We start from the raw sequence: 26,648 nt of genomic DNA, 5'->3' as shown, positions 1-26,648 counted from the left end.
GACATCTCAGTGGCATCACGATCCCGCCGGATCCGGCGCAACCGTCCGAACCTATGCATCTGCTCGGAATAGGGTAGGAGGCAACCATGGCTGTCGCACCCTCTCGGATCGGCAGCCACCGCTATGCAGAGACCGGAGAGCTCACATGAACAAGGCAACCCTGACCCGGATCGGCGGCGCCGCCGCTGCCATCGCCCTCGCCGCCACGATGACCGCCTGCTCGGGCGGGCAGAGCGTCGCCGACGCGTGCAAGATCGCGAACACGGAGATGACCAAGGCCACCTCGAGCATCTCGAGCGACCTCAACGGCGCCATGCAGAAGGCCACCACGGGTGAGAAGGTCGACTTCGCGGGCATCTTCGCCCCCGTCGAGAAGGGTCTCGACGAGGCCGGCAAGAAGATCACCAACGAGACCGTGAAGAAGCCGCTCGACGCCTTCACCGCCGAGTTCAAGGGCTTCGTCAAGGTCTTCGACGGCTTCGAGATCCCCGACATGAAGAACATCGACGCGACCGACCCGGCCGCCATGGACAAGATCACCGAGGCGCAGACCAAGCTCCAGGAGATGTCGACCAAGGCTCAGGACGCCAGCGCCAAGCTCTCCGAGCAGGGCAAGAAACTGCAGGACGTCTGCAACAAGGGCTGATCGCCGCCGCTGAGCGGTCATCCGACCGCAGCGAGAAGCGCCACCAGGATCCGTTCCTGGTGGCGCTTCTTCGTGTCTCGGCGCGTCGCTCCCCGGGGAGGAACTTTTTCACTTCTTCAGGCGATTCTGTTCCCTTGCATAGGACTTTCACGGTAAGCCTGATTCTTGTGCGCCTGATCGGTGCATGACATCCGCGCCGTCGCGGGAACCTCCGCGGCGACGCCTGGAGGGAGAAGCAATGTCAGAGAAGAGCGTCCGCGCACGACGACGTGTCGCGGCGACGACATCGGCGTTCGTGCTCGCCGCAGCCGGGGTGGCGACCTTCGGCGCCGTGCCCGCGACCGCCGCGGCGCCGAGCGTCTCGGCGCCCGACGTCCAGCCGACCGCCGCGGCGACCACGGGAGTCGCCAGCGATCACTACATCAACTACGTGGCGCCGCGTGCAGACGCGATCCTCGACGGGGCGGACGACCAGCCGGTCGCCGACCTGAACGGCAACGCCAGTGCGCGCAAGGGCGTCAGCGACGCCGCCTTCGAACGGGCGAAGGAGAACGACGAGAAGCACGCCCAGGGCAACCCCGTGGCGGCCGAGCAGCTGGCGAAGACCGAGGCGGAGGCGGTGCAGAGCGGCGAGAGCCCCAAGAACCTCAAGCACGCCGACAGCACGCAGCAGGCGAAGCTGCTCACGATCCTCGTCGAGTTCGACGGCACCGAGGACTTCTCCGACCTGCAGGTTCCGACCGCGTTCGGCGAGACGACGTGCCAGCCCGGTGACGTGCAGGGTCCGACGCTGCACAACAACATCGCGAACCCGGCCGACGCCGCCCACAAGGACAACAACAGCATGTGGGTGCCCGACTTCTCCAGCGACTTCTACAACAAGATGCTGTTCTCCGACGAGGGCATCACGGAGCGCGTCCGCACCGACCTGACCGGCCTGGACGGCAAGCCCGGCTTCGACATCTCGGGCCACACGATGAAGAAGATGTACGAGGAGATGTCCCGCGGTGCGTACTCGCTCACCGGCGAGGCGACCGCGTGGGTGAAGGTGCCGCACTCCGAGGCGTACTACGGCGCCACGGTCTGCCACAAGGATCCCGACACGGGAGAGTACGTCGCGGGCCCGATGCAGGACATGCAGGGTCACCCGGACAACCCCCTCGGCCCCGGCCAGCTCCCCATCGACGCGGTGGCGGCGCTCGCGCAGTCCGACCCCTCGTTCCCGTGGGCGGACTACGACATCGAGGACCAGGGCGACCGCGACGGCGACGGCAACGTGCACGAGCCGGACGGCATCATCGACCACGTCGTGCTCGTGCACGCCGGTGAGGACAAGTCGGGCGGCGGCGGCAAGGAGGGCACCTACGCGATCTGGGCGCACTCGTCCGACGTCGCGGGCGGCGCCACGATCCCGGGCACCGACTTCAAGATCCAGAACTACATCGTGCAGCCGGAGAACTCCGGCGTCGGCGTGTTCGCCCACGAGTACGGTCACGACCTCGGCCTGCCCGACCTGTACGACACCTCCAACGCGGGGGACTCCGACGTCGACTTCTGGGATCTGATGAGCTCCGGATCGCACTCCGGACCGATCTTCCAGTCGATGCCGACGCACATGGGCATCTGGGACAAGTGGGTGCTCGGCTGGGTGGACCCGCTCGAGATCAACCCCGGTGACGGCACGAAGACGATCAAGGTGGGACAGGCGTCCCGGCCTGCGAACGGCACCGAGGACGGCATCAAGATCAACCTGCCGGACAAGGTGAAGACGCTCGCCACGCCGCACAGCGGCGCCGAGATGTGGTACTCGAACGCCGACCAGGACTGGGCCGACGCGACCCTGAGCCGCACGATCGACAACGTGCCGGCCGGTGCGACCTTCTCGATGTGGAACAACTACGTGATCGAGGAGGACTGGGACTTCGGCTTCGTCGAGGTCTCGACCGATGGCGGCACCACGTGGACCGAGCAGAAGGTCTACGACGACAGCGACAAGCTCGTGTCGACCGACGACGGCTACAGCGACCCGAACGGCCGGATGAAGGACTTCGGCAACAAGAAGTACGGTCTGACCGGATCCTCGGGCGGCTGGCGCCACGACCACATCGATCTGTCCTCGTACGCGGGCCAGAACATCCAGGTGCGTCTGCGCCAGGCCACCGACGCGGCCTTCGAGGAGCGCGGCTGGTTCTCCGACGACTTCGCCCTCAGTGCGGGCGGATCCGACGTGTGGACCGACGACGTGGAGTCGGGCGACAACGGCTGGGCGGCGACTGCCGGCACCTTCACGGACACCACGGGGGCCGGCTGGACCCGCGACACCGGCATTCAGACCAAGAAGCAGTTCTACATGGTCGAGTGGCGCAACTTCGACGGCTTCGACGAGGGCCTGAAGTACGGCTACACCACGGTCTACAGCGACGAGGGCTGGAAGGTCGAGAAGGTTCCGTACAACGCGCCGGGTGCGCTGGTCTGGTACCGCGACGCGGCCTACGGCTCGTCGAACCAGATCACGTCGTATCTGACCAACCTGCCCAGCTACGGGGCCAAGGGCGGGCTCCTGCTCGTCGACAGCCACTTCGACCCGCTGCGTCGCACCGGGGCGGAAGCCGCGCTGGATCCGTCGCTGATGAAGAACATCTCCAGCCGTGCGCAGTCGTCGAATGCCGCCTTCGGTCTCACGCCGACCCTGCCGTTCAAGGACTGCATGGTGGACAAGGACTTCACCGAGGCATGCACCGACATCGCCGCCCAGCCGCCGGTGAGCAGCTTCACCGACGACCAGGGCTGGGTCGCCGGCCTGGAGTACCGTGACGGCCAGCTGTACAACCGTCTGCGCGACGCGTCGGTCGTCGTGCCCTCGGTCGACGACGCGGCGTACACCACGCGCGTGGTCAACGCCGACGGCACTCCGGCGACGGATCTGTACGGCACCGACCTGGAGTTCACCACCCTCGGCACCGGCAACCCCGCCGACTCCGGCGTCGGCTACGGCACCGTGGTCACCGTGAAGAAGGCGCTGCAGAAGAACACGGCGGCTCTGCTCACGGTGCGCGCGCCGCTCTCCGACGCCCCGTCGAAGCCGGCCGCTCCGGCGATCACCTCGCCCGCGGACGGCGCGAAGCTCGACACGGCGCCGACCGCGGTCAGCGGCACGGGTGTGCCGGGAGCCGTCGTCGAGGTGACGGTCGACGGCGCAGCCGCCGCCGAGGCCAAGGCCGCGGCTCCCGCCGCGGCGAAGGACAAGGCGGCGGATGCCGCGGTCACGGCTGAGGAGCCGGTGATCGTGGGCGACGACGGCACGTGGACGGTGCCGCTCGCCGGCAGCTTCGCGCTCGGATCGCACACGATCTCCGCGGCGCAGAGCGTGGGCGACCTTTCCAGCGACCCGGCGACGAGCACCTTCGTCATCGCCGAGGTCACGACGCCGGGCACTCCGACTCCGACGCCGACTCCGCCGGTCACCGGAGGCGACGGCGGCGGCAAGGGGCACGGGTCCGGCGCGCTCGCGACGACCGGTCTGAACGGCGACGCGCTGCTGACGACGGGTATCGTCGGCGGTCTGCTCGTGCTGCTCGCCGGTGCGCTGATGGTCATGGCGCGCCGTCGCCGTCGTCTCGACGGAGGCAGCGCGGCCGAGTCGCAGAACTAGTCGAACCCGCGACGCCACCCGGAGCGCCGGTCCTCGTCCGCGAGGGCCGGCGCTTCGTCGTCGCCGGATGCCGCACGCCCGTGAGGATCCCGTGAGGAGACGCCCGCGACACCGCGTGAGGATTCCGTGAGGAGCACCCGAACGCGGCGCGCGCGGGCTCTAGGCTTCGTCTGTGAACAACGGCGCATCCCTGTCGAAGAGTCCCACGGCCGCCGCGGGCCACCCGCTCCGGCTCGCGCTCATCGTCGGGGCGCTCGGGGTCGTGTTCGGCGACATCGGCACCAGCCCGATCTATGCGCTGCAGACCGTGTTCAACCCCGAGGATCCGCATCCGATCCCCCTCACGACGGAGAACCTGTACGGGGTCGTCTCGCTCATCGTCTGGTCGGTCATCCTGATCGTCACGATCACCTACGTCCTGCTCGCGATGCGCATGGACAACGACGGCGAGGGCGGCATCATGGCGCTGCTCACGCTGCTGCGCCGCTGGGCGCCGAAGGGCCGCACGCGCACGGTGGCGATCCTGTCCGGTCTCGCCGTGCTGGGTGCGGCGCTGTTCCTCGGCGACAGCATGATCACCCCGGCGATTTCGGTGCTCTCCGCGGTCGAGGGCCTCAAGACCATCAATCCGGGCCTCGAGGAGTGGGTGGTGCCCATCACGGCCACCATCCTGCTGATCCTCTTCCTCATCCAGAAGCTCGGCAGCTCGGTGGTCGGGCGGCTCTTCGGGCCGATCATGGTGGTCTGGTTCGTCGTCGTGGGCGTGCTCGGCCTCGGCGGGATCCTGCACGATCCGCAGATCCTCCTCGCCCTGCTGCCCACCTATGCGATCGGCTTCATGGTCAGCCACTTCCACATCGCGTTCTTCGCGCTCGCCGCGGTCGTGCTCTCCGTCACCGGCGCCGAGGCTCTCTACGCCGACATGGGCCACTTCGGCCGCAAGCCGATCTCGATCGCCTGGCTGTTCCTGGTGTTCCCCGCGCTCGCCCTCACCTACCTCGGCCAGGGGGCGCTGCTGCTCGAGGACAAGGCGAACATGTCGGCGCCGTTCTTCCTGCTCGCGCCGGAGTGGGGCCGGATCGCCCTCGTGATCCTGGCCACGGCGGCGACGGTGATCGCCTCGCAGTCGGTGATCTCCGGTGCCTTCTCCGTAGCCGCCCAGGCCTCGGGGCTGGGCTACCTGCCGCGGCTGCGCGTGACGCACACCTCGTCCGAGACGCAGGGGCAGGTCTACGTGCCGTGGATCAACTGGCTGCTCATGGTCTCGGTGATCACCCTGGTGTTCGTGTTCCGCAGCTCCGCCTCGCTCGCGTTCGCCTACGGCATGGCGGTGATCGGCACCATCACCATCACCACGCTGCTGTTCTTCTATCTGGCCCGACGCCGGTGGAAGACGCCGGCCTGGATCCTCGCGATCGGCGCGGTGCTGCTGCTCTCCGTCGACCTGCTGTTCCTCGCCGCCAACGCCACCAAGTTCGTGCACGGCGCCTGGCTCCCGCTCGCGATCGGCCTGGCAGCGTTCATCGTCATGACGACCTGGCAGCGCGGGCGGGCGCTCATCACCGCGCGCCGCACCGAGGCGGAGGGCTCGCTGGCCGACTTCGTGCGCAACCTCCGCACCCACCCGAAGCTCATCGACCGGGTTCCCGGCACCGCGATCTTCCTCAACCCGGGCGGAACGACCACCCCTCTCGCGCTGCGGGCCAACGTCGAGCACAATCATGTGCGGCACGCGCGCGTGATCATCCTCTCCGTCGACATCCAGAACGTCCCGCGGGTCCCGCAGTCCCAGCGCTGCACGGTCGACGACCTCGGGGATCCGACCGACGGGATCCTCTACATCTCCGCGCGGTTCGGCTACGCGGAGAACCCGGACATCCCCCGGGCGCTGCGGTCGATCCCGCCGCACAAGACCCAGGGGTGGCTCGATCTCGACAACGCCACGTACTTCCTCTCGAAGATCGAGCTGCGCGAAGGACGGTGCGGCGGCATGGCGCTGTGGCGCAAGAGGCTCTTCCTCGCGGCGTCGCACATCACCACCGACGCGAGCGACCACTTCGGGCTGCCGCGCGATCGCGTGATCGTGATGGGATCGCAGATCGAGCTGTAGCCGGTCCGGCGGGTCAGACCACCGCGAGCGCGTCGATCTCGACGAGCATCTCCTCGCGGGGCAGGCCCGTGAACACCGTGGTGCGCGACGGCAGCACACCGCTCGGGGTGTGCTTCGTGACGAACGCGCCGTAGGCCTCGTTCATGATCGCGAAGTCCTCCCGCTTCGTGAGATAGACGCGCAGCATGATCACGTCGTCGAAGGTCGCACCCGACGCCTCGACGATCGCGCGCACGTTCTCGAGCGTGCGCAGGGTCTGGCTCGCGACGTCGCCGGGGAAGAGGTACTCGCCCGTGGCCGGATCCACCGGGCCCTGACCGGACACCTGCACGATCGGGCCCTTGCGCACTCCCTGCGAGAACACGTGCGCCGGCGCGGGGGCGTCGGCGGTCAGGATGCGGGTCTTCTCGGTCACAGTCGTTCCTCTCGGTCGTTGACGGAGCGCGGAGCCCAGCCCAGGTCTGCGGATGCGCCGCGGGTCGCCGTCATCAGCTGCGGCAGGAGCGCCAGCACCTCGTGCGCAGGCAGCGACAGGGTCGGCACGGAGACCGATGCGGCCGCGACGACCGCCCCGCTGCCGTCGCGGATGGGCGCGGCGATGCAGTTGATGAACGTCTCGTGCTCGGCGCTATCACGGGCGAAGCCGTCGGCACGCACCCGCTCCAGTTCGGCGAGGAAGTCGGTCGCGTTGCGGATCGTGCGGTCGGTGAACGGCACGTAGTCGATCCCCTCCGCGATCTCCCGGCGGGCGGCGGCGGGAAGATCCGCCAGCAGCACCTTCGCGACCGCGGTGCTGTGCAGGGGGGCGCGCAGGCCGACCCGCGAGTACATGCGGATGCCGGTGCGCGCCTCGAGCTTGTCGATGTAGACGACGTCGCCCGACTCGTAGGCCGCCAGATGCACGGTCTGTCCGGTCTCCTCGTTCAGCCTCTCCAGGTGCGGACGAGCCACGTCGCGGACGTCCCGCTGGGCGAGGGCGGCGCCGGCCAGCTCGAAGAGACGGGATCCGAGCCGGTAGCGGTGCTGCGCATCGTGGGTCACGAAGCGCTGCGCCTCCAGCGTCTGCAGGAGACGCAGGATCGTGGACTTGTGCACGCCGAGGCGCTCGGCGCATTCGTCCAGGGTCTGCGCCCCGTCCTGGAGGGCGGAGAGCAGGTCGAGGGCGCGGGTGACGGTCTGGTTCATCGGCGGGATCCAGGGGCGATGTGGTCGGTGATCGAGGACAGCGCACGGGCGGCCGTGCGATGGCCCTGCTCGACGGAGGCGAAGAGCGGGAGCTGTTGCAGGATACCGGCGAGCAGGCCCGCGGCGAAGGCGTCGCCGGCGCCGATCGCCTCGATCACGGGCACGCGCTCGGGAACCGGCACCTCGACGCGTTCGGCGCCGTCGAACGCGATCACGGCTCCGCCGTCGTTCTTGACGACGAGGCGGCGGGGTTCGGGGAACATCGCCCGCAGTTCCTCGGCCGTGGAGACGCCGAAGACCTCGGTCGCCTCGTCGAGGCCGGCCAGGGCGATGTCGCAGGTGCGCATGAGCTCGGCGAGCTGCAGACGACCCGCCGCCTCGCGCCCGTGCCAGAGCCGGGGGCGCCAGTTCAGATCGAAGGAGACCAGGCCCCGCGGGCGCACCCGGGCGACGAGCGCGTGCTGCGCCGCCGAGGCGGAGTCCGACAAAGCCGGGGTGATGCCGGTGGTGTGCACGATCGCGGCCTGGTCGAGCACTCGGGCCACGTCGGGGGTGTCGAGCAGAGCGGGCGTGAGATGGGCGCCGGCGGAGCCGCTGCGGAAGTAGTGCATCCGGCTGCGGGCGGGGCCGAGGTCGGTGGGCCGGCCGGTGCCGCCGCCGACCTCCTTGAAGTACAGGCCCGTGGCGCGCGCCGGGTCGACGGCGCAGGCCGAGGTGTCGACGCCCAGCAGTCGCAGCTCGTCGACGATGTAGCGGCCGAAGCCGTCGTCGCCGACCTGGCTGATCACCGAGGTCGGCACGCCGAGGGCGGCGAGGCCGATCGCGACGTTCGCCTCCGCGCCGCCGAGCGAGCGGCGGAAGACCGGGGAGGCCTCCAGCGGACCCGGGACGTCCTGCACGAGCACGACCAGGGCTTCGCCGAATGCGGCGGCGCGCAGCGAGGAGGAGGGGGACGGCGCGGACATACTCTCGACCCTAGTGGAGGGGAGCGAAAGTGTGCAATGGATATTGCGCATGACGCAACAACCGGGCATCATGATCGTGTGGATGACTCCGATCGCACCGCTTCGCCCTCCTCCGTCTCCGCTCCGAGCGTGTCCGCCGCGGCCGGACGCCGGGTGTCCGCGCAGGACAAGTCCTTCCCGCCTTCCGCGCAGGGCCACCTGCTCGGGGAGCTCCTGGCCGGCGCCCCGCGACTCTCCGACTTCCCCACGCCGCTGCTCACGCTCGACCGGGTAGCCCTCGCGCACAACGTCGGCCTCATGGCCGGCTGGGCCGACGAGGCGGGGGTGCTGCTCGCGCCGCACGGCAAGACCACGATGGCCCCGGTGCTGTGGCGGCAGCTGCTCGACGCCGGCGCGTGGGCGCTGACCTTCGCGACGGCCTGGCAGGCCCAGGTCGCACTCGCGAACGGCGTGCCCCGGATCCTCGTCGCCAACGAGGTCGTGGATCCGGTCGCCCTGCGCGGCCTCGCCGACGCGCTCGCGGCGGATCCCGGGCTCGAGGTGCTCTGCTGGGCCGATGGCGTGGCGGCGGTCGAGGTGATGACCGCCGCGCTGGGAGCCCCCGCGCGCCCGCTGCGGGTGCTGGTGGAGCTCGGCGGCGCCGGTGGGCGCACGGGCGCCAGGGACCGCGCCACGGCACGCGCGGTCGCCGCCGCGATCGCCGCCTCGCCCGCCCTCGAACTCGCGGGCGTCGGCGGTTACGAGGGCGCGCTCGCCCACGACCGCACCGCGGCGTCACTCGCCGCGGTCGACGCGTATCTGCACGATCTCGCCGACCTCCATCGCGAGCTCGCCGAGGCGGGGCTCTATCCGGAGGGCACGCGCCCGGTGGTCACCGCCGGCGGAAGCGCCTACTTCGACCGGGTCGGAGCCGTGCTGCCGGTGCTCTGCCCCGACGCCGACGTAGTGGTGCGATCCGGGGCGTTCCAGGTGCACGACGACGGCTTCTACGCAGGCATCACCCCGATGGGACGCGAGATCGGCACGACCCCGTTCCGCTCCGCGATGCACCTGTGGGCGCGGGTGCTGTCGCGCCCGGAGCCCGGACTCGCCCTGCTCGACGCGGGCCGGCGCGACGCGTCGTTCGACGAAGGGCTGCCCGTCGCGCAGCACGTCTCGGGCCGCCCGGAGGACGACGGAGTGCTCGACGGCTCGCAGGTCACGGCGCTGAACGACCAGCACCTTTTCCTGCGGCTCGCCGAGGCCGCGGTCTCCGACGGCCGTGCGGATCAGCTGCGCGTCGGCGACGTCGTGCGACTCGGGCTCTCGCACCCGTGCACCGCGCTCGACAAGTGGCGACTGATCCCGGTGGTGGCCGACGCCGACGCGGCGGATCCGCTCGTCGTCGACGCCGTGGAGACCTGGTTCTGAGCGTGCCGGGCACCCTGCTCCGGCGCGCCACCGTCATCGACGGAACCGGCGCGCCCCGCCGCACGGCGGACGTGCTGCTGCGCGGCGGGCGGATCGCGCAGATCGCACCCCCCGGATCCCTGACCGCCGTCGAGGGGGCGGGCGTCGAGGAGGCAGCGGGCCTGGTCCTCGCCCCCGGGTTCATCGACATGCACGCGCACTCGGATCTGGCGGTGCTCGCCGACCCTGAGCACATCGCGAAGATCGGGCAGGGAGTGACCTGCGAGGTCATCGGGCAGGACGGCATCGGCTACGCCCCGGTCGACGAGCGGATCGCCGGCGACGTCCGCCGGCAGATCGCCGGCTGGAACGGCCAGCCCGGGCTCGAGCTCGACTGGCGGGACATGGCCGGGTTCCTGGACCGGCTGTCCCACGGCACGGCGACCAACACGGCGGTGCTGGTGCCGCAGGGCAACCTGCGGCTGCTGACGGTCGGAACGGCCGACCGCCCCGCCGGCGCCGCGGAGCTGGCCGACATGCGGCGGATCCTCGACGAGTCCCTTGCCGCCGGCGCCGTCGGCATGTCGAGCGGTCTCACCTACGCCCCGGGCATGTACGCCGACACGGCAGAGCTCACGGCGCTGTGCGAGATCGTCGCGGCGCACGGCGGCTTCTTCGCCCCGCACACCCGCTCCTACGGCGCCGGTGCGCTGGAGGCCTATGCCGAGGTCATCGGGATCGCCCGGGAGACCGGCTGCGCCCTGCACCTGGCGCACGCGACCCTCAACTTCCCGTCCAACGCGGGGGCCGCACCCCGCTTCCTGGAGATGGTCGATCAGGCCCTCGCGGACGGCGTGGACATCACGATGGACAGCTACCCGTACCTGCCCGGGGCCACCACGCTCGTGGCCCTGCTGCCCAGCTGGATCGCGGCCGGCGGGGTCGACGCGCTCCGGGACCGCCTCGCGGCCGGACGGGACAGGGACGCGCTCGTGCGCGCGCTCGACGTCGACGGGTGCGACGGCTTCCACGGCGAACGGGCCGACTGGTCGCGCATCCAGATCTCCGGGGTGGGCGATCCGGCCCTCCGCGCGCTGGTGGGCCGCACGATCGCCGACATCGCCCAGGAGACGGGCGAGGCGCCGGTCGACGCGGTGATCCGGATCCTGCTCGCCGACGACCTCGCCACGGGCGTGCTCATGCACATCGGCCATGAGGAGAATGTGCAGGCGATCATGCGCCACCCGGTGCACACCGGCGGCAGCGACGGGATCCTCGTCGGCGACCGACCGCACCCGCGCTCGTGGGGCGCCTTCCCGCGCTATCTCGCACGCTACGTCCGCGACCTGGGCGTGCTGAGCCTCGAAGAGGCGATCCGGCATCTCAGCGGCACCCCGGCCCGCCGGCTGCGCCTGCACGAACGGGGCCTGGTGCGCGAGGGGTGGATCGCCGACCTCGTGCTCTTCGACCCCGAACGGATCCAGGACCGTGCCACGTTCGAGCACCCGCGCCGGATCGCCGACGGCATCCGCGCCGTGTGGGTGGGCGGCGAGCTCGCCGTCGAGGAGGGCCGGCGCACCGGAAGCCTGTCCGGCAAGAGCCTGCGGGCGACCGACGAGGGGACGAGATGACCGACACCGCGATGGAGCTGCTGAGCCGGGACGCCGTGCTCGCCCTGCCGAGGATCTCCCGGATCCCGGATCCGATCCCGCTGCTCGCGGCGCTCGCCGCAGGCGGGATCCATGTCGTCGAGTTCGCGTTCACGACGCCGGGGGCCACCGACCTCATCGCCCGGGGCGCGGAGGCGCCCGACGTGCGGGTCGGCGCGGGAACCGTCACCACGGCGGCGCAGGCCACGGCGGCGATCTCGGCGGGCGCGTCGTTCCTGGTCACCCCTGGCGTCGTGGAGGAGGTCGCGATGATCGCGGGCGCCGCGGCGGTGCCGGTGATCATGGGGGCGCTCACGCCGACCGAGGCGCTGACCGCGGTGCGGCTGGGGGCGGCCGCGGTGAAGATCTTCCCGGCCGGCGCCGTGGGCCCCGGCTACTTCCGGCATCTGGCGGGGCCGTTCCCCGACATGCCGCTGGTCGCCTCCGGCGGGCTGGACGAGACCAACGCCGCGGACTACCTGCGCGCCGGCGCGCTCGCGGTCACGGCGGGGTCCAGCGTCGTGGCGGCCGACGACGTCGCGCACGGGCGCTGGGACCGGATCGCCGCGCGCGCCCGCGCCTTCGTGGCGGCCGCGCGCGGCTGACGATCGCGGGACTACGCGAGGTTGGACGTCAGGCGGGCGATCTCGGCGGCGCGCTCCGCGCGGTCGTAGGGCTGCCCCGGAACGCCCGGCCGCTGCTGCCAGGGGTGCGGGCCGCTCGCGGGACGGTACTCCACGCCCGCGGCGTCGAGGCGGGCGAGGTGCCCGTCGAGGCGGTCCGCGAAGGACGCGACGGCGGAGGGATCCTGTCCGCTCCACAGCGCCTCCGCGAGCGCGCACAGCCGGGGGAAGAGCTGGTAGTCCAGGCGCCGCGCCGAGTCGACGTGCTCGGTCCACAGGTTGCCCTGGCCGCCGACGATGCGTCCGTGGTGCTCGGGTTCGAGGCCGGCCGGGATCGGGTCGAAGGCGCGCACCTGCGCGATCGTGGTGACCACGCCGACGGGGATCGGCTCCTCGGGGAGGGCGGACTGCCGGTAGTCGAGATAGACCGTGTCCTCCGGGCACATCACCACGTCCGCACCGCGGCGCGCGGCGATGACCGCGCCGGCGGTGCCGCGCCACGAGGCGACGGTCGCCTCGGAGACCAGGCCGCCCTCGAGGATCTCGTCGAAGCCGTACACCCGCCGCCCGCGCGAGCGCAGGTGCGCGTCGATCCGGGAGACGAACCAGGCCTGCAGCTGCTCCTCGGTGTCCAGACCCAGCTCGGCCTTGCGCCGCTGGGTGGCGGGGTCGGCGCGCCATTCGTCCTTGCGGCACTCGTCGCCGCCGATGCCGATCACCGGTGAGGGGAAGATGTCGATGATCTCGTCGAGCACGGTGCAGAAGAACGCGATGGTGGGCTCATCGAGCCGCAGCGCGTGCGGATTGACGCCCCATCGGGTCCAGGGGTGCTCCTCCGCGACGAAGCCGAGCTCGGGGTAGGCGGCGATCGCGGCCTGCACGTGGCCCGGCATCTCGATCTCCGGCACGACGGCGATCCCGTGCGCCGCCGCGTAGGCGACGATCTCGCGGAGATCCTCCTGCGTGTAGAAGCCGCCGTGGGGGCGCCCGTCCTGGGTCGCGCCCGGGCCGGAGCCGATCTGCGAGGAGGGCCGCCAGCCGCCTACCGAGGTGAGCCGCGGATAGGCGCGGATCTCGGCGCGCCAGCCCTGATCGTCGGTGAGGTGCAGATGGAGCACGTTCAACCGGTGCATCGCGAGCAGGTCGATGAGGCGCAGCACCTCGTGGACGGGGAAGAAGTGCCGTGCGGTGTCGAGCATGAGCCCGCGCCAGGCGAAATGCGGTCCGTCCTCGATGCGCACCGGCGGCACGTGCCAGCCGGGCGAGGCGGAGTCCGTGCCGATCCCGGCCCGGCGGTGCACCTGCGCAGGGAGCAGCTGCAGCAGCGTCTGCGCCGCCCAGTGCGCTCCGCGCTCGCCGCCCGCGTCGATCCGGATCCGCTCCGGGGTCACCTCGAGCACGTAGGCCTCGTCCTCGAGGCGGGGGTCCTGCTGCAGCAGGACCCCGGCGTCCTCGGCGGACGCCGCCGTGCCGAGAGGGATCCCGATCGCGGTGCGCAGCGCGGTCTGCAGGACGCGCGCGGCATCGGCGAGGGCGCCGTCGGCATGGATCCGCAGGCCGGCGGTGAGCGCGAAACCTCCGGGCGTCGTCGTGACACGGGCGGGGAGCGGGACAAGGTCCATCGAGGCAACTCCTTTGTTGTTGCGTATGCTGCAACGCTATTGCATCCTGCGAAACAAGCCTATATGGTCGGTCCCGTCGGCGTCGACGGACTCGAAGACGACGCGGACGCACCGACTTCGTCCTGTGAGGAGAGCAATGATGCGCAGCACACGATTCGCAGTCCTGGGGGTCACCGGCGTCGCCGCCGCGCTGGTCCTGGCCGGCTGCTCGGGCGGTTCGGGAGGCTCCGGATCCGCGGGCGGCGGCTCCGGAGCCGTCGACCTGAGCAAGGTCGACGGCAAGGGAAAGACCCTCGCCGTCTGGGTCATGAACGGCGACCTCAGCGACGAGACGATCAAGGCCGTCAACGACGAGTTCGAGAAGGCGACCGGCGCGAAGGTCGACGTGCAGATGCAGCAGTGGGACGGGATCACCACCAAGCTGACCACGGCGCTGGCCGGCAACAGCGCCCCCGACGTCATCGACGTGGGCAACACCCAGGTCGCCTCCTACGCGGCCACCGGAGGTCTCGCCGACCTCACCGCCTACCGCACGCAGCTCGAGCAGGGGCAGAAGTGGCTCGGCGGCCTGGTCGATCCGGCGACGGTGGACGGCAAGCTCTACGCGGTGCCCTCGTTCGCCGGAGACCGCGCCGTCGTCTACAACAAGAAGGTCTGGGCCGATGCGGGCGTCACGGAGGTGCCGAAGACGTACGAGGAGCTGACCGCGGCGCTGGACAAGATCAAGGCGAAGAACACCGCCAGCGACTTCTCCGCCTTCTACCTGCCGGGCCAGTTCTGGTACGCGGGCATGCAGTTCGTCTGGGATGCGGGCGGCGAGATCGCCACCGCGAAGGGCGGCACCTGGTCGGGCGGGCTCTCCGGCGGCGACGCCCAGAAGGGCCTGAAGGCGTTCACGACGTTCCAGAACGCCTACTCGACCCCGGCGTCGATCACGGTGAACACGAACGCGCCGGATCAGGACGCGATCTTCGCCAACGGCCAGACCAGCGCCGTGCTCGCCACCGCCGCGCACGTGAAGAAGATCCAGCAGGCCAACCCCGCGCTCACGGACGACGTGATCGGCACCTTCCCGTTCCCCGGAGTCTCGGGCAAGAACCAGCCCGTGATGCTCGGCGGCAGCGACTGGGGTGTGGCGCAGAAGAGCAAGAACCAGCAGCTCGCGCTCGCCTGGATCAAGATCGCCGCGAGCCCGTCGATCCAGCACGACTACGTCTTCGGCAAGGACAACTGGATCCCGAACAGCGAGGACGGCATCAAGAAGGCGCAGGACGCGGGTCTCACGCCGAAGCAGGAGGGCTTCTTCACCGCGGCGCTCATCTCGAAGGCGACGCCGGCGGCCGCCGACTGGACCACGATCGAGGGCGACAAGACGATGGAGGAGTTCTTCCAGTCGATCGCCAAGGGCGAGGACCCCGCCTCCGCCGCGAAGACCGTGGACGCGCACATCGCGTCCACGCTGAACGGGAAGTGACGCGCCGCACCGCGCGAGCCGATCATGACCGTCACTCAGACTGAGGCCCTGACGACCGGGCGCAAGCCCGCCCGGTCGCCGGGGCCCCGGCGCCCCAGGCCGGCGGCCTTCGCGCTGCCGGTCGGAATGCGCTCCCGGTCCGCGCCGTGGATCCTGCTCTCGCCGGCGGGAGTCGTCTGCGTCGCGCTGATCGTGGTCCCGATCGTGTTCCTGGTGTTCACCTCGTTCACGGACTACGACCAGAAGACCCTCTTCACGGGGGCGTTCTCCCTGGTCGGTCTCGAGCAGTACGCGACCGTGCTGACGGATGCGGAGTTCTGGTGGGCGCTGCTGCGCACGCTCTGGTTCACCGTGGCCATGGTGGCGGGCACGATCGTCATCGGCATGGCGGTCGCGCAGCTGATGACGCGGATCGGGTCGGTGATGCGCTATCTCGTCACGATCGCCCTCGTCGTCGCCTGGGCGATGCCGAACGTGGCCTCCTCGCAGGTGTGGGTGTGGCTCTTCCAGCCGGGTTACGGCGTGATCAACTGGCTGCTGACCCAGTTGCGCGTCTTCGGTGATCTGACGAACCTCAACTGGGCGCAGGATCCGGTGTTCGCGTTCGCGAGCATCTGGATGCTGGTGGTGTGGCAGGCCGTGCCGTTCATCGCCCTCACCCTGTATGCGGCGCAGAACCAGGTCTCGGGCGAGTACCTGGAGGCCGCCCGCCTGGACGGCGCCGGCGAATGGACCATCTACTGGCGCGTGCTGCTGCCTGCGCTGCGGCCGACCCTGCTGCTGCTCATCGTGCTGTCGATCATCTGGGACTTCAACGTGTTCAACCAGATCTGGCTCGTCTCCGGGGGAGGCCCCGGCTCGGCGACGACGACGCTCGGGATCTACTCCTACAAGACGGCGTTCGTCGGGTTCCAGATCGGCCAGGGCGCCGCGATCGCGTTGATCACGACCGTCCTGCTGCTCATCCTGAGCAGCATCTACGTGCGCAACCTCATCCGAGCGGGGGAAGACCTGTGAGCGCGACTGCCGTACCGCGGCGGCGGGTCCGCCGCCCCTGGCTCGCCACCGCACTCGCGGCGCTGTTCGTGGTGGTGTGGCTGTTCCCCCTGTACTGGATGCTGAACACCGCGTTCAAGCCACGGGACGAGGTGCTCACCCCGGTGCCGAGGTTCCTCCCGAGCCGATTGAACGTCGACAACTTCGTGATCGCGCTCACCCAGACCGATTTCCTCGTGAATCTCCGCAACAGCGTGATCGTGGTCTTCTCGGCCGTGATCTTCGCGATCGTCATCGGCTTCCTGGCCTCGGCGGCGCTCACGAGATTCCGCTTCCGCGGGCGCCGGTCGATCATGATCTCGCTGCTGGCCGCGCAGATGCTGCCCGGTGCCGCGCTCCTGATCCCGCTGTTCCTGATCTTCAACGAAGCGGGACTCACCGGGACCTACGCGGGCCTGATCCTCGTGTACATCGGGCACGTCCTGCCCTTCGCGATCTGGACCATGCGCGGGTTCTTCCTCGCCATCCCGGTCGAGATCGAGGAGGCGGCGCAGATCGACGGCGCTTCGACCTGGCGGATCCTGCGATCGGTGCTGCTGCCGCTCGTGCTGCCAGGGGTGATCTCGACGAGCGTGTTCGCCTTCATCACGGCGTGGAACGACTACATCCTCGCGTACACGTTCATGAAGGACTCCTCGATGTACACACTGACGATCTGGCTCGCGTCCTTCAGCACGGTCACCAAGGGCACCGACTTCGGAGCGCAGATGGCCGCATCCGTGCTGTTCTCGCTGCCGGTCGTGGTCTTCTTCCTGTTGGTGCAGCGCCGTCTCGTGTCCGGGATGGCCGCCGGCGCCGTCAAGGGGTGAGGGAGGTGTGGGGCCCGGTTCGGGTGCCGGGCCCCACCGGCGATGCGGGTTGCCTTCGGTGTCGTCCGGACCTTCGCATCTCGAATCGAATCCGTCGAATGGGCAACGGATCCCTATGTGTTTGCCGAAAGAATCCACGGGAATCCGCGGGATTCCGCGCTTCGCGACCCCGCTTCGGAATCCGCGCCGGAATTGATCGGATCCCGCTCTAGGCGCGGGGGGATCCGCGGTGCTAGCGTCCCTCTGTCATCCCCCACACCCGACGATGAGACAGGGGAATCAGAGTGACCCGGAATCCACTCGAGACGGACACGTCCCTGCAGCGTGCGATCGACTACGAACAGCACGCACTGCAGGCCGGCGGCGTCTCCAAGGCGGGCTCGACGCTCATGGCCGTCGCCGGCAGCGCCCCCGCATACTCCATCGCGGCCAGCACCGCGCTGCTCATCGGCGCCGCCGGTGTCGGAGCCCCCGCCGCCCTGCTCTGGTGCGGCATCCCGATGCTCGGCATCGCGTTCGCGTTCAGCCATCTCGCGCGGGTCGACAGCCACGCCGGGGCCTCGTTCTCCTGGGTCGCGCGCGGACTGCACCCCCTGCTCGGCTTCTTCGCCGGGTGGGCGCTCGTGATCTCGGCGACCGTGTTCATGGTGGCGGGCGCCCTGCCCGCCGGCCAGATGACGGTCGCGCTGTTCGCCGGCGACAAGGTCGCCAACGGGAACACGCTGCTCGTGACGTGCGTCGGAGCCCTCTGGTTCCTGGTCATGGCGGCCGCGGTGATCTTCGGCGTGCACACCACCGAGCGCGCCCAGTGGATCATGTCGGTCGTCGAGGTCGGGATCCTGGTGGTGTTCGCCGCGATCGCGATCCCGCGCGCGATCACCACCTACCACCACGGTGCGACGTTCTCGTGGGACTGGTTCGGCTTCGGGCACCTCACCGGAGCCGGGGTCTTCGTCTCGGCGGCCCTCATCGCGGCCTTCTACTACTGGGGCTGGGACGTGACGGCCAACCTCGGCGAGGAGACGAAGAACGCGCACAAGACCACGGGTATGGCCGGCATCCTCGGCATCGTCATCGTGTTCATCCTCTTCGAGATCTACACGACGACGACCCTGGTGATGCTGCCGGGCAAGACCATCGAGGAGAACAGCGGCAACGTGCTCAGCGTGCTCGGCGACGCGATCATGCCGGGCATCGGCGGCAAGATCCTCATCATCGCCGTCGCGCTCTCCACGATCGCGACGCTGGAGACCACGCTCGTGCAGGTGAGCCGCACGCTGTTCGCGATGGGGCGCGACCGCACCATCCCGTTCGCGTTCGGCCGGATCAACCGCAAGTGGAAGACGCCCGTGTTCGCGACGCTCGTCGTCGTCGTGGTCTCCCTGCTGCTGTTCGTGCTCGCCAACCTCTTCGGCGGCAGTGTCGCCGAGATCCTCGGCTGGGCCGTGTCGTCGATCGGGATCCAGATCGCGTTCTACTACTCGCTCGCCGGGCTCGCCGTGGTGATCGGGTTCCGCAGGGTGATCTTCCGATCCGCGAAGAACATCATCCTGATCGGGATCTGGCCACTCCTCGGGGCCCTGTTCATGATGTACATCTTCGTCGCCTCGATCGTCAGCCCCGACACCGAGTGGCAGGTCAAGGTGCTGGGTCTCGGCCTGCTGGTCCTCGGGATCATCCCGCTCGCGCTGTTCTACCGCAGGGCGCGGGCCGCCTACTTCTCCCGGCGTCCGCTCGAGGTCCCGGAGGACTTCTCGGCATAGTCCGATCCGCCGAGGGTTCGGGGCGGGGCGTTCACAGACGCCCCGCCCCGCACCCGTCTGCGCGGGCTTCCCGACGGGACGGCATCAGCGCCGGGACTGCGCCCGCAGGTACTCCCGGAGGCCCGGGATCGCGAACGCGACGCGGCCGTAGCCGGCGGACTCGACGAGACCGGCGTCGATGAGGCGCGCGCGGTACTTGCCGACCAGGCTCGGGGTGGCCGCCATGCGCCGCCCGATGTCGCCGACGTCGGTGATGTCCTCGTCGACGGTCATCGCGAGGAGGAAGTCCATGTCCCGTGCGGAGACGACCGCGAGCGCGGCGCCGATGACCGTCTGCTCATTGCGACGGCGCGCCGCGGCGACGGCCTCCGTCACGGCGCTCTCGTCGATCGGCTCCTCCCTCGACTCCGCCTCCCGCCAGAGGCTGTAGCCCACGAGCTGGATGAGGAAGGGGTAGCCGCCGGTGCCCTCGGCGGCGAGTCGCGCCAGCTCGGACGAGATCGGGTGACCGCCCTGGGCGAAGAGCTCGGAATAGGACTGCGCGGTCTCCTCGATCGACGCGGAGTGCAGGTCGATCCGGTCCGCTCGGCGCAGGAACGTGGCGACGCCCTCGTTGAGGAGGTCGGAGACGGCGGCCGGGAGGCCGGCGACGATCAGGGCGATCGGGAGCCCCTCGCGGATGAAGTGCTGGATGTTCGCGGCGAGGGCCGCGAGCTCGGTGCGCTCCGCGGCGTGGATCTCGTCGACGGTGATGAGCAGGCCCGTGCGCTGCTGCGCGAGCAGAGTCAGCAGCCGCTGCCCGAGCTCCCGCCAGCCGATCTGCTGCTGCGGGGTCAGCTGGGTGGTCACTCCGAAGCCGGCGGCGGTGATGCCCACGATCCGCCGGCTGACCGGTCCGTCGCCGAGCTCGGTCTCGGCGGTGCGCATCGCTTCGCCGATGCGCGCCGTGAAGCCGGGCGTCGCCGTCTCCGAGAGCACCACCCACCCCTGGGAGCGCGCGAGATCCTCCGCGGCGCCGAGCATGACGGTCTTGCCGACGCCTCGGGCCCCCGTGAAGATGGTGAGCAGACCCGGCGCGCCGGATCCGATGCGCAACCCGTACTCGAACTCCTGGAGGAGTCCTTCGCGGCTGACGACGATCGGCGGGGTGGCCCCCGCGGTCGGGCGGAAGGGGTTCTGCATCGCGGCACCTCGGTAGATCTTGGGTAATCCGGTTAATTTGGTTAATCTTCCCCCGAGCCCCTGCGATCCGCAAGCCATCGACGGTTGCCGTGCAGGCCCGGCGCGGGGATCCTTGTCCTGGGGAGGGGCATGCGGATCCCTCCTCCACCGCATCGTCGCCCGCACAGGAGGATCCATGTCCGAAGACTCACGGTTCTCGCTGAACAGCACCCTGGGGGAGGTCCTCGACGATCCCCGGGCGCGTGCGCTGCTGGACGAGATCGTTCCCGGCGTCTCGACGCACTCGCTGGTGTTCCTCGCCCGCGGGATCACCCTGTCCGACGGCGCGGCGCGACTCGGCTCGATCGAGCCCGAGCGCCTCGCCGAGCTCGACGCGCGGCTGCGCGAGCTGGGCTGAGCCGTCCCCTCCGCCGGGGATCCGACGCGCTCTCCCTAGACTGACGGGGATGATCCGCCCGCACGTCTCGCGATCCACGCACCACACGGTGCACTCCGTGGCGTCGGTCGAGCCGGAGCCGGAGCCGCGTGAGCCGGTCTCCTTCTGGCAACGGATCCTGCGGATGCCGTTGTTCTGGGCGCTGATCTGCGGCGCCCTCGCGGTGCCGTGGTACCTCGCGGGCGATCTGGAGTTCATCCCGTTCCTGCTCACGCTCGTCGGCGGCTGGCTCTGCGGCTTCTCCTTCGTGAACGCGACGCTGCGGATGCCCGCCCGGCGCGGGCTCGTCGTGAGCATCGCGGGCGCCGTGGCCGCGGCGCTGCTGCTGTGGCTGCTCATCCAGGCCGTGCCCGCGATGCTGGCGCCCAAGCCCAATCCCGCAAGGGCCCTCCTCGCCGTGCTGCAGATGGCGGCGGTGCCGGCCGCGGGCTGGGTGTGGTTGGGGCTGATCGGCCGGATCACGGCGTCGATCGGCGCCAGGGACGCCGCCAAGGCGCCCCCCGCGCCGCAGTGGGAGGCCGCTGCGCGCGGCTCGATCGCGCGCTTCCGCGCGGTGCCGCTGTCCCGGCGGGAGATCGTGCTCTGGTGGGTGCTCACCGTGACGGTCGCGCTGGCCCTCGTCGCGCTGGTGCTGGTCGTGACCGGCGGCAGGATCCTGGAGGTCGGGCCCAAGACGTTCCTGATGCTGTACGTCCTGCTCCCCGGGCTGCCCGCCTATCTGCTCATCTCGTGGCTCCTGCGCCGCCGTGCGGTGGGCTGCGCCGTCGGCTTCGAGGCGGAGCTCTTGCGGATCGAGATCGACGGGGTGGTCGAGCGGATCCGCTATCGCGAACTCGACCGGCTCGTCTGGTGCGCCGAGGGCGACCTCGCCCGGATCGAGGCGAGGGGATCCGGCGTCGATCGGACGCTCGTCGCGGGCGTCGCCCGCCGGCCCGGCGGGAACGCCGCGCTCCCGGTGCTGTCGCGCCGGGCTCTGCGCCTGCTCGAGGAGGCGGGTCTCGCCGCGCAGACGCGTCGTGGGAGCCGGGCGCTGACCTTCGTGCGTCCGGCGGGAGACCCGGTTTCCATGCCGCTTCGTTGAGCGAGCCCGAAGGTCGGCGCCCCGGGGTCGTTGAGCGCGTAGGCCCGCAGGCCGGCGCCCCGGGGTCGTTGAGCGAGCACGGCCGAAGGTCGAGCGAGACGAAACGCGGTGCCCTCTCGGTGCACCGCGCCTCGCCCCGCTCGTCGATCGGACGGCGTCCGCCTCCGGCTAGCTCCGGCGGCCCCGGGCGAGCGCCCAGGCGCCCACCCCGACCCCGATGAGCACGACCGCGCCGATGCCCAGCCCGATCCACAGTCCGGCGTCGGCGGAGGCCTCCGCGGCGGGGGACTCGGAGGGCTCGGACGCGGCGGGGCCGCAGACCGGCTTCGCCGACCCCGCCGCAGCCGGAGTGGCCGGGCCGCCGGGGGCGTAGTCGAAGGTGTAGCTGCCCGAGATCGGATGCCCGTCCGACGACACCACACGCCACAGCACCTCGTAGGTGCCGGCGGCGCCCAGGGCCACCGGCGAGGACACCACGGGCCCGTTCAGGTCCGGGCACGCGGTCTCGTAGTACTTCTTGTCCGGGCCGATCAGCTGGATCACCGTCGCGCCGTCGGTGCCGAGCGGGTCGGCGCTGAACGTGAGCGACACCGCCGACAGGCTGGTCACGGTCGATCCCTGCGCGGGGTCGGTGCCGTCGAGCGTGTCGTGCGCGCTCGCCGCGGTGGCGGTCCCGGTGGCCAGGACCGCCCCGATCCCGATGGCGGCCGCGAGGGCCGCGAGCCGGTGCCGGGTGCTCACGCGTCCGCCTTCTTCCGGCGGCCGAGGGCGAAGCCGCCGAGCAGCACGCCGCCCGCGGCGACGACGAGCGCGCCGATGCTGAGTCCGAGCGCGAGCCCGTTCTGGCCGTTACCGGGCGCGGGCGCGTCCGCCGCGGGCGCCGCCGTGGCGGTGGTGCCGCCGTGGTGGTCGGCCGGAGGGGCGTCGTTCACCCAGAGCACCGGAGCCGGCTCGAGCGTGTCGTCCTTCTTGACCTGCTCGGGCGTCGCGGACCACTCCACGACGGTGCCGTCGGAGTAGGTCTGCGTCGCCGGGATCACGATGTGCCCGGTGTCGGGCACCGGGCCGAGCGACAGGGTGAAGGTCTGGAACTGTCCGGGCGCGACACCGCCGGCGTCGGCCGTGAACGTGACCTCGGTCGTGGCCTCGCTGATGGTGTTGCCCTCGACCTTCACCGGCTTCGGCAGGGAGGTCTTCGTGGCGGCCCCGGTCCAGCCGGCGGTCGGCTGGTAGCTCACGCTCGTGAACGGGGTGTCGGCGGGCAGATGGATGTCGAGCTTGACCGTGCTGGCCGTGCTCGACTCGTTCGGCACCCGGAACGTGACGTAGGTCCAGGATCCGGCTTCGGCCTGGTTCGGCGTCGCACTCACGTGCGCCGAGGCGGCGAGAGGGGCGACGAGGGCGAGGACCGCTCCGGCCGCGAGGCCGGCGAGCACGCGGGAGACAGGGATGGTGCGCATGGATGGGTTCTTTCTGAGGTCGTGAGGATGCACCGGGGCGCGCTCGGAACGGGCGCCCGTCGAGACGGTGCGAAGGAGAGGGGGAGTCACGCGGTGCGTGGCGGGCCCCTCCAGGACACGGCGGTCAGAGAGAAGAGGGAGCGCAGCACCGGAACCGCCGCGCGCGGTGCGGACGGGACCGGGTGCACCGGCGCCGGCAGAGCGGTGAGCAGGCGGGCGACGAAGGACCAGCCGGACAGGGCGAGCAGCGCGCGCAGCGCCTGCTCGCCGCGGCCCAGCGCCAGGACGGTCAGGATCGCCGCGATCGCGTGCGCGATCCACATCGCGGGCTGCAGGTGCAGGGCGTGCCCGGCGTCGACCGTGGTCGTGCCGAGCGCTCCCGCGAGCTCCGTCCCGTGCAGGTGCCCCGCGAGGGCGGGGGTGCCGGTTCCGGATCCGACCCCGATCAGCAGCAGCCCGTGGAAGGCGAACTGGCTCAGCCCGACCGCGAGCGAGAGCCGGATCCAGCTCAGCCGGCGGCCGGCGAGGGCGATGCACACGGGGGCGGCGAACAGCAGCGCGAGCACGATCCCGATCAGTGGTGCGGGCGAGCCGTCGGCCGTGGAGTGCGAGACGGAGGCCACGAACGTCGCGACCAGGGCGGCGATGAGGCCCCGGACCGTGCGACCTGCGCGCGTTCCCCACACCCTTCCACCCTAGCGGGACGCTCTCGCGCCCCGAACAGCACCGAGAGGAGCGCTGGTAGCCTGATCCGGTGTCGAATGAATCCCTGACGACCGCGGCACCGGCCATCGATCCCACGTTCGAGAACGTGTGGGATGAGCTGGTCTGGCGCGGCCTCGTCCACGTGTCCACGGATCCCGAGGCGCTGCGCGCCCTTCTCGCCGGGCCCGCGATCACGTATTACTGCGGCTTCGACCCGACGGCGCCGAGCCTGCACCTCGGCAACCTCGTGCAGCTGCTCACCATGCGTCGCCTGCAGCTCGCCGGCCACAAGCCCCTCGGGCTCGTCGGCGGATCCACCGGGCTCGTCGGCGATCCGCGTCCGACGGCGGAGCGCACGCTCAACACCCGCGAGACCGTCGAGGAGTGGGTCGGCCGCCTGCGCGCGCAGGTCGAGCGCTTCCTCAGCTTCGAGGGGGACAGCGCCGCGCGCATCGTCAACAACCTGGACTGGACCGCGCCGCTGAGCGCGATCGACTTCCTGCGCGAGATCGGCAAGCACTTCCGCGTCGGCACGATGCTGAAGAAGGACGCGGTCAGCGCCCGGCTGAACTCCGACGCCGGCATCAGCTACACCGAGTTCAGCTACCAGATCCTGCAGGCGCTCGACTACCTCGAGCTACACCGTCAGTACGAGTGCGTGCTGCAGACCGGCGGCAGCGACCAGTGGGGCAACCTGACGAGCGGAACGGATCTGATCCACCGCGTCGAGGGCGTCTCGGTCCACGCGATCGGCACGCCGCTGATCACCAACAGCGACGGCACCAAGTTCGGCAAGAGCGAGGGCAACGCGATCTGGCTCGACGCCGAGATGTGCAGCCCGTACCGGATGTACCAGTTCTGGCTCTCGACGGCCGACGCCGACGTGGTCGACCGGCTGAAGGTCTTCACCTTCCTCTCCCGTGCGGAGATCGGGAAGTACGCGGCGCTCGTCGAGGCGGAACCGTTCCGCCGTGCGGCGCAGAAGCGTCTCGCCCTCGAGGTCGTCGCCACGGTGCACGGAGTCGAGGCGGCCGCCGCCGTGATCGCCGCGTCCGAGGCGCTGTTCGGTCAGGGCGACCTGGCCGCGCTCGACGCGTCGACGCTGCGCTCGGCTCTGGAGGAGCTGCCGAACGCCGCCGTCCCCGCCGGCACCACGGTCGTGGACGCACTGGTCTCGACCGGGCTCGTCTCGAGCGCGTCCGAGGCGCGCCGGGCCATCGCCCAGGGCGGCGTCTCGGTCGACGGCGAGCGGGTGGAGTCCGATGACGTCACCGTGCCGTTCGGCCTCCCGGGCGGCGTCTCGGTGCTGCGCCGCGGCAAGAAGACCCTGGCGGGCCTGCTCCCCGCCTGATCCCGCCGTCGAGGCACGCGGATCCGATCCGCCGACGCCCCCTCTGACGATCCGCGCCCCCTCGGGGGTGCGCACGTCGGAGGGGGCGTCGATCTTTCGGAGGGGCGTCGACGCGGACACGGACCGGTGCGTCTCCCTGCCCGGCGCCTTGTGAGGTGGCCCGGGTAGCGTCGGGGCATGCCGTTCACTCCGAGTCATGCGATCGTGGCGCTGCCGTTCGTCCGCACCCCGCTCGTGCCGGCGGCCGTCGCCATCGGCGCGATGGCCCCCGATCTGCCGCTGTTCACCCGCGGACTGATCGTCGACTACTCGGTGACGCATGATCTGCGCTGGCTGCCGGTGACCGTGATCATGGCGCTCGTGCTGCTGCTCGTCTGGCGGGTGGTGCTCCGGCCGGCCTGCCGGCTGCTCGCACCGCGCGTCATCGGATCCCGCCTCCCCCCGGAGTGGGACCGAGGGCCGGGAGCGGTGGCGGCGGAGACCTTCGGCTCGGCGTCCCGCGTGGTGCTGCTCCTGGTCGCGCTGGCGATCGGCGTGGTGACGCACATCCTCTGGGATGCGTTCACGCACGAGGGCCGGGGCGGCGTCGCGCTGATCCCCGCGCTCGACGAGCAGTGGGGGCCGCTCCTCGGCTACAAGTGGCTGCAGTACGGTTCGGGGATCGGGGGCGTGCTCGTGCTGGCGATCGCCGGTGCGCTCTGGTTGCGCGGCCGGCCGCGGGGGACGGTGCGCCCGGCTCCGCTCGCCATCCGGATGAGCTGGTGGCTCTCACTACCGGTGATGCTGATCGCGGCGGTGCTCCTCGGCTTCGCCGTCTACGGTCCGCTCACCGAGGAGTTCACCGCGCAGCACCTCGCGTACCGCACGCTTCCCCTGGCCTGCGGGGTGTGGGGAATCCTGACGCTCGTGCTGATCCTGGTGATCCGGAGCGTGCCGGCCCGAGGCACGAGCGGGGACGAACAAGGGGACGGGCGGTGAACGGATGCGGAACGGCGCGCGACACGCCCGAGAAGCAGCCCCGATTTGCCGGACCCCCGGGATCCACGTAAGTTATTACCTGTTCGCCCCAAGCGGTAGAGCGAAGGGCCGGAAGGCCTGACTCCCCAAGCGGCGAACATCACCCACCTTCTTCTTCGGAAGTCGGTTCCTCTTCGCAGGTTCTCCCTGAGACGAGGTCAAGCGCGTGCGCTTGAGAGGGTGACCGTCCGCCAGGATCGTCGATTTGACAAGCTGGCCGGGAGGGCTAAGCTAGAGAAGTTGCCTCGGAAACGAGGAAACGGATCCGGTTCCAAACCTCACGGCGTGTCGATTTGACAGCCGGAGCGAGACGGATAAGATAGAGAAGTTGCCCTGAAGGGAAGGCCGAGAGGCCGGAACGCAGGAGCATCCGATCCTTGAGAACTCAACAGCGTGCACTTGTCAAATGCCAATTTATTCCTCGTCCAGTCTTCGGGCTGGTTGAGAAATTCCTTTGGATCAAAGACCAACTC

Annotated in this window: 23 protein-coding genes; 14 read left to right on the top strand and 9 right to left on the bottom strand. The window is 70.5% G+C overall.

The genetic code is table 11. The features are described from left to right. Positions 1–145 precede the first annotated feature (145 nt). The 3 genes from J8G10_RS17135 to J8G10_RS17125 all read left to right on the top strand — a co-directional run bounded on the left by J8G10_RS17135 (position 146) and on the right by J8G10_RS17125 (position 6,408). Positions 146–646 (top strand): hypothetical protein, encoded by a 501-nt coding sequence (locus J8G10_RS17135; protein ID WP_251447806.1) that lies wholly within the window; start codon positions 146–148, stop codon positions 644–646. A gap of 238 nt (positions 647–884) precedes the next feature. Beyond that, a complete protein-coding gene (locus tag J8G10_RS17130) occupies positions 885–4,298 on the top strand; it encodes an immune inhibitor A domain-containing protein (RefSeq protein WP_251447803.1) in 3,414 nt (1,137 codons plus the stop codon). 172 nt (positions 4,299–4,470) lie between these two features. Beyond that, complete coding sequence (locus J8G10_RS17125) at positions 4,471–6,408, top strand: potassium transporter Kup (RefSeq protein WP_251447800.1); 1,938 nt, start codon at positions 4,471–4,473, stop codon at positions 6,406–6,408. A gap of 13 nt (positions 6,409–6,421) precedes the next feature. Here the strand turns inward: J8G10_RS17125 and J8G10_RS17120 are convergent, their stop codons facing one another. The 3 genes from J8G10_RS17120 to J8G10_RS17110 are packed head-to-tail and all read right to left on the bottom strand — an operon-like array spanning position 6,422 to position 8,558. After that, on the bottom strand, positions 6,422–6,823 hold the full coding sequence (locus J8G10_RS17120; protein WP_251447798.1) for a RidA family protein: 402 nt from the start codon (positions 6,821–6,823) through the stop codon (positions 6,422–6,424). After that, positions 6,820–7,593, bottom strand: coding sequence for an IclR family transcriptional regulator (locus J8G10_RS17115; protein WP_251447796.1), 774 nt, complete (start codon positions 7,591–7,593; stop codon positions 6,820–6,822). Before J8G10_RS17115 ends, J8G10_RS17120 begins: the two co-directional genes overlap by 4 nt. Continuing rightward, entirely contained in the window at positions 7,590–8,558 is a 969-nt protein-coding gene (locus tag J8G10_RS17110) for a sugar kinase (protein ID WP_251447794.1), read from the bottom strand. The genes J8G10_RS17115 and J8G10_RS17110 overlap by 4 nt, the downstream gene beginning before the upstream one ends. Positions 8,559–8,636: 78 nt before the next feature. On the opposite strand from J8G10_RS17110, the gene J8G10_RS17105 reads away from it, so the two are divergent. Genes J8G10_RS17105 through J8G10_RS17095 form a run of 3 tightly spaced genes read left to right on the top strand, consistent with a single transcriptional unit; the run spans position 8,637 to position 12,201 of the window. Then, complete coding sequence (locus J8G10_RS17105; protein WP_251447792.1) at positions 8,637–9,968, top strand: amino acid deaminase; 1,332 nt, start codon at positions 8,637–8,639, stop codon at positions 9,966–9,968. Between the two features lie 2 nt (positions 9,969–9,970). Next, entirely contained in the window at positions 9,971–11,578 is a 1,608-nt protein-coding gene (locus tag J8G10_RS17100) for a D-aminoacylase (protein WP_251447790.1), read from the top strand. Continuing rightward, positions 11,575–12,201 (top strand): bifunctional 4-hydroxy-2-oxoglutarate aldolase/2-dehydro-3-deoxy-phosphogluconate aldolase, encoded by a 627-nt coding sequence (locus tag J8G10_RS17095; RefSeq protein ID WP_251447787.1) that lies wholly within the window; start codon positions 11,575–11,577, stop codon positions 12,199–12,201. The genes J8G10_RS17100 and J8G10_RS17095 overlap by 4 nt, the downstream gene beginning before the upstream one ends. Positions 12,202–12,212: 11 nt before the next feature. On the opposite strand, the gene J8G10_RS17090 is transcribed toward J8G10_RS17095, so the two are convergent. Further along, the gene (locus J8G10_RS17090) at positions 12,213–13,841 is read right to left on the bottom strand and encodes a beta-N-acetylhexosaminidase (RefSeq protein WP_251447784.1); all 1,629 of its coding nucleotides are present in this window, start codon (positions 13,839–13,841) and stop codon (positions 12,213–12,215) included. Between the two features lie 139 nt (positions 13,842–13,980). On the opposite strand from J8G10_RS17090, the gene J8G10_RS17085 reads away from it, so the two are divergent. From J8G10_RS17085 to J8G10_RS17070, 4 genes are all read left to right on the top strand, one after another. Then, positions 13,981–15,315 carry an extracellular solute-binding protein gene (locus J8G10_RS17085; protein ID WP_251447781.1) on the top strand — a complete coding sequence of 445 codons (1,335 nt, stop codon included), beginning with the start codon at positions 13,981–13,983 and terminating at the stop codon, positions 15,313–15,315. Between the two features lie 24 nt (positions 15,316–15,339). Beyond that, complete coding sequence (locus J8G10_RS17080) at positions 15,340–16,332, top strand: carbohydrate ABC transporter permease (protein WP_251447778.1); 993 nt, start codon at positions 15,340–15,342, stop codon at positions 16,330–16,332. Beyond that, the gene (locus J8G10_RS17075) at positions 16,329–17,180 is read left to right on the top strand and encodes a carbohydrate ABC transporter permease (RefSeq protein ID WP_251447775.1); all 852 of its coding nucleotides are present in this window, start codon (positions 16,329–16,331) and stop codon (positions 17,178–17,180) included. The genes J8G10_RS17080 and J8G10_RS17075 overlap by 4 nt, the downstream gene beginning before the upstream one ends. A 284-nt stretch (positions 17,181–17,464) precedes the next feature. After that, entirely contained in the window at positions 17,465–18,943 is a 1,479-nt protein-coding gene (locus J8G10_RS17070) for an APC family permease (RefSeq protein ID WP_251447771.1), read from the top strand. Between the two features lie 84 nt (positions 18,944–19,027). On the opposite strand, the gene J8G10_RS17065 is transcribed toward J8G10_RS17070, so the two are convergent. Further along, complete coding sequence (locus J8G10_RS17065) at positions 19,028–20,125, bottom strand: ATP-binding protein (RefSeq protein ID WP_251447768.1); 1,098 nt, start codon at positions 20,123–20,125, stop codon at positions 19,028–19,030. A gap of 175 nt (positions 20,126–20,300) precedes the next feature. Between J8G10_RS17065 and J8G10_RS17060 the strand changes: the two genes are divergently transcribed. Further along, positions 20,301–20,522 carry a hypothetical protein gene (locus J8G10_RS17060; protein ID WP_251447765.1) on the top strand — a complete coding sequence of 74 codons (222 nt, stop codon included), beginning with the start codon at positions 20,301–20,303 and terminating at the stop codon, positions 20,520–20,522. A gap of 49 nt (positions 20,523–20,571) precedes the next feature. After that, positions 20,572–21,642 carry a hypothetical protein gene (locus J8G10_RS17055; RefSeq protein WP_251447762.1) on the top strand — a complete coding sequence of 357 codons (1,071 nt, stop codon included), beginning with the start codon at positions 20,572–20,574 and terminating at the stop codon, positions 21,640–21,642. A gap of 168 nt (positions 21,643–21,810) precedes the next feature. Here the strand turns inward: J8G10_RS17055 and J8G10_RS17050 are convergent, their stop codons facing one another. From J8G10_RS17050 to J8G10_RS17040, 3 genes are all read right to left on the bottom strand, one after another. Continuing rightward, positions 21,811–22,383, bottom strand: a complete 573-nt coding sequence (locus J8G10_RS17050; RefSeq protein ID WP_251447760.1) for a copper resistance protein CopC — start codon at positions 22,381–22,383, stop codon at positions 21,811–21,813. After that, positions 22,380–23,102 (bottom strand): YcnI family protein, encoded by a 723-nt coding sequence (locus J8G10_RS17045; RefSeq protein WP_251447758.1) that lies wholly within the window; start codon positions 23,100–23,102, stop codon positions 22,380–22,382. Before J8G10_RS17045 ends, J8G10_RS17050 begins: the two co-directional genes overlap by 4 nt. 86 nt (positions 23,103–23,188) lie before the next feature. Continuing rightward, entirely contained in the window at positions 23,189–23,788 is a 600-nt protein-coding gene (locus J8G10_RS17040) for a hypothetical protein (RefSeq protein WP_251447756.1), read from the bottom strand. Positions 23,789–23,856: 68 nt separating this feature from the next. On the opposite strand from J8G10_RS17040, the gene tyrS reads away from it, so the two are divergent. Continuing rightward, entirely contained in the window at positions 23,857–25,158 is a 1,302-nt protein-coding gene (gene tyrS / locus J8G10_RS17035) for a tyrosine--tRNA ligase (RefSeq protein ID WP_251447753.1), read from the top strand. Positions 25,159–25,335: 177 nt separating this feature from the next. Further along, complete coding sequence (locus tag J8G10_RS17030) at positions 25,336–26,136, top strand: DUF4184 family protein (protein ID WP_251447750.1); 801 nt, start codon at positions 25,336–25,338, stop codon at positions 26,134–26,136. Positions 26,137–26,453: 317 nt separating this feature from the next. On the opposite strand, the gene J8G10_RS17025 is transcribed toward J8G10_RS17030, so the two are convergent. After that, the coding region (locus J8G10_RS17025) for a hypothetical protein (protein ID WP_251447747.1) at positions 26,454–26,648 on the bottom strand (195 nt) is incomplete at its 5' end.

The sequence above is a fragment of the Microbacterium sp. USTB-Y genome, from assembly GCF_023703415.1.
Classification (GTDB): domain Bacteria; phylum Actinomycetota; class Actinomycetes; order Actinomycetales; family Microbacteriaceae; genus Microbacterium.
The sequence above is the reverse complement of the archived record's forward strand: the minus strand, read 5'-3'. Positions and strand labels throughout refer to the sequence as shown.

Bases quoted from the DNA above. Each gene is read 5' to 3' on its own strand.
- J8G10_RS17130 (WP_251447803.1), top strand. From the start codon at position 885: ATGTCAGAGAAGAGCGTCCGCGCACGACGACGTGTCGCGGCGACGACA.
- J8G10_RS17065 (WP_251447768.1), bottom strand. From the start codon at position 20,125: ATGCAGAACCCCTTCCGCCCGACCGCGGGGGCCACCCCGCCGATCGTC.
- J8G10_RS17045 (WP_251447758.1), bottom strand. From the start codon at position 23,102: ATGCGCACCATCCCTGTCTCCCGCGTGCTCGCCGGCCTCGCGGCCGGA.
- J8G10_RS17135 (WP_251447806.1), top strand. From the start codon at position 146: ATGAACAAGGCAACCCTGACCCGGATCGGCGGCGCCGCCGCTGCCATC.
- J8G10_RS17060 (WP_251447765.1), top strand. From the start codon at position 20,301: ATGTCCGAAGACTCACGGTTCTCGCTGAACAGCACCCTGGGGGAGGTC.
- J8G10_RS17080 (WP_251447778.1), top strand. From the start codon at position 15,340: ATGACCGTCACTCAGACTGAGGCCCTGACGACCGGGCGCAAGCCCGCC.
- J8G10_RS17115 (WP_251447796.1), bottom strand. From the start codon at position 7,593: ATGAACCAGACCGTCACCCGCGCCCTCGACCTGCTCTCCGCCCTCCAG.
- J8G10_RS17030 (WP_251447750.1), top strand. From the start codon at position 25,336: ATGCCGTTCACTCCGAGTCATGCGATCGTGGCGCTGCCGTTCGTCCGC.
- J8G10_RS17110 (WP_251447794.1), bottom strand. From the start codon at position 8,558: ATGTCCGCGCCGTCCCCCTCCTCCTCGCTGCGCGCCGCCGCATTCGGC.
- J8G10_RS17085 (WP_251447781.1), top strand. From the start codon at position 13,981: ATGCGCAGCACACGATTCGCAGTCCTGGGGGTCACCGGCGTCGCCGCC.
- J8G10_RS17095 (WP_251447787.1), top strand. From the start codon at position 11,575: ATGACCGACACCGCGATGGAGCTGCTGAGCCGGGACGCCGTGCTCGCC.
- J8G10_RS17055 (WP_251447762.1), top strand. From the start codon at position 20,572: ATGATCCGCCCGCACGTCTCGCGATCCACGCACCACACGGTGCACTCC.
- J8G10_RS17090 (WP_251447784.1), bottom strand. From the start codon at position 13,841: ATGGACCTTGTCCCGCTCCCCGCCCGTGTCACGACGACGCCCGGAGGT.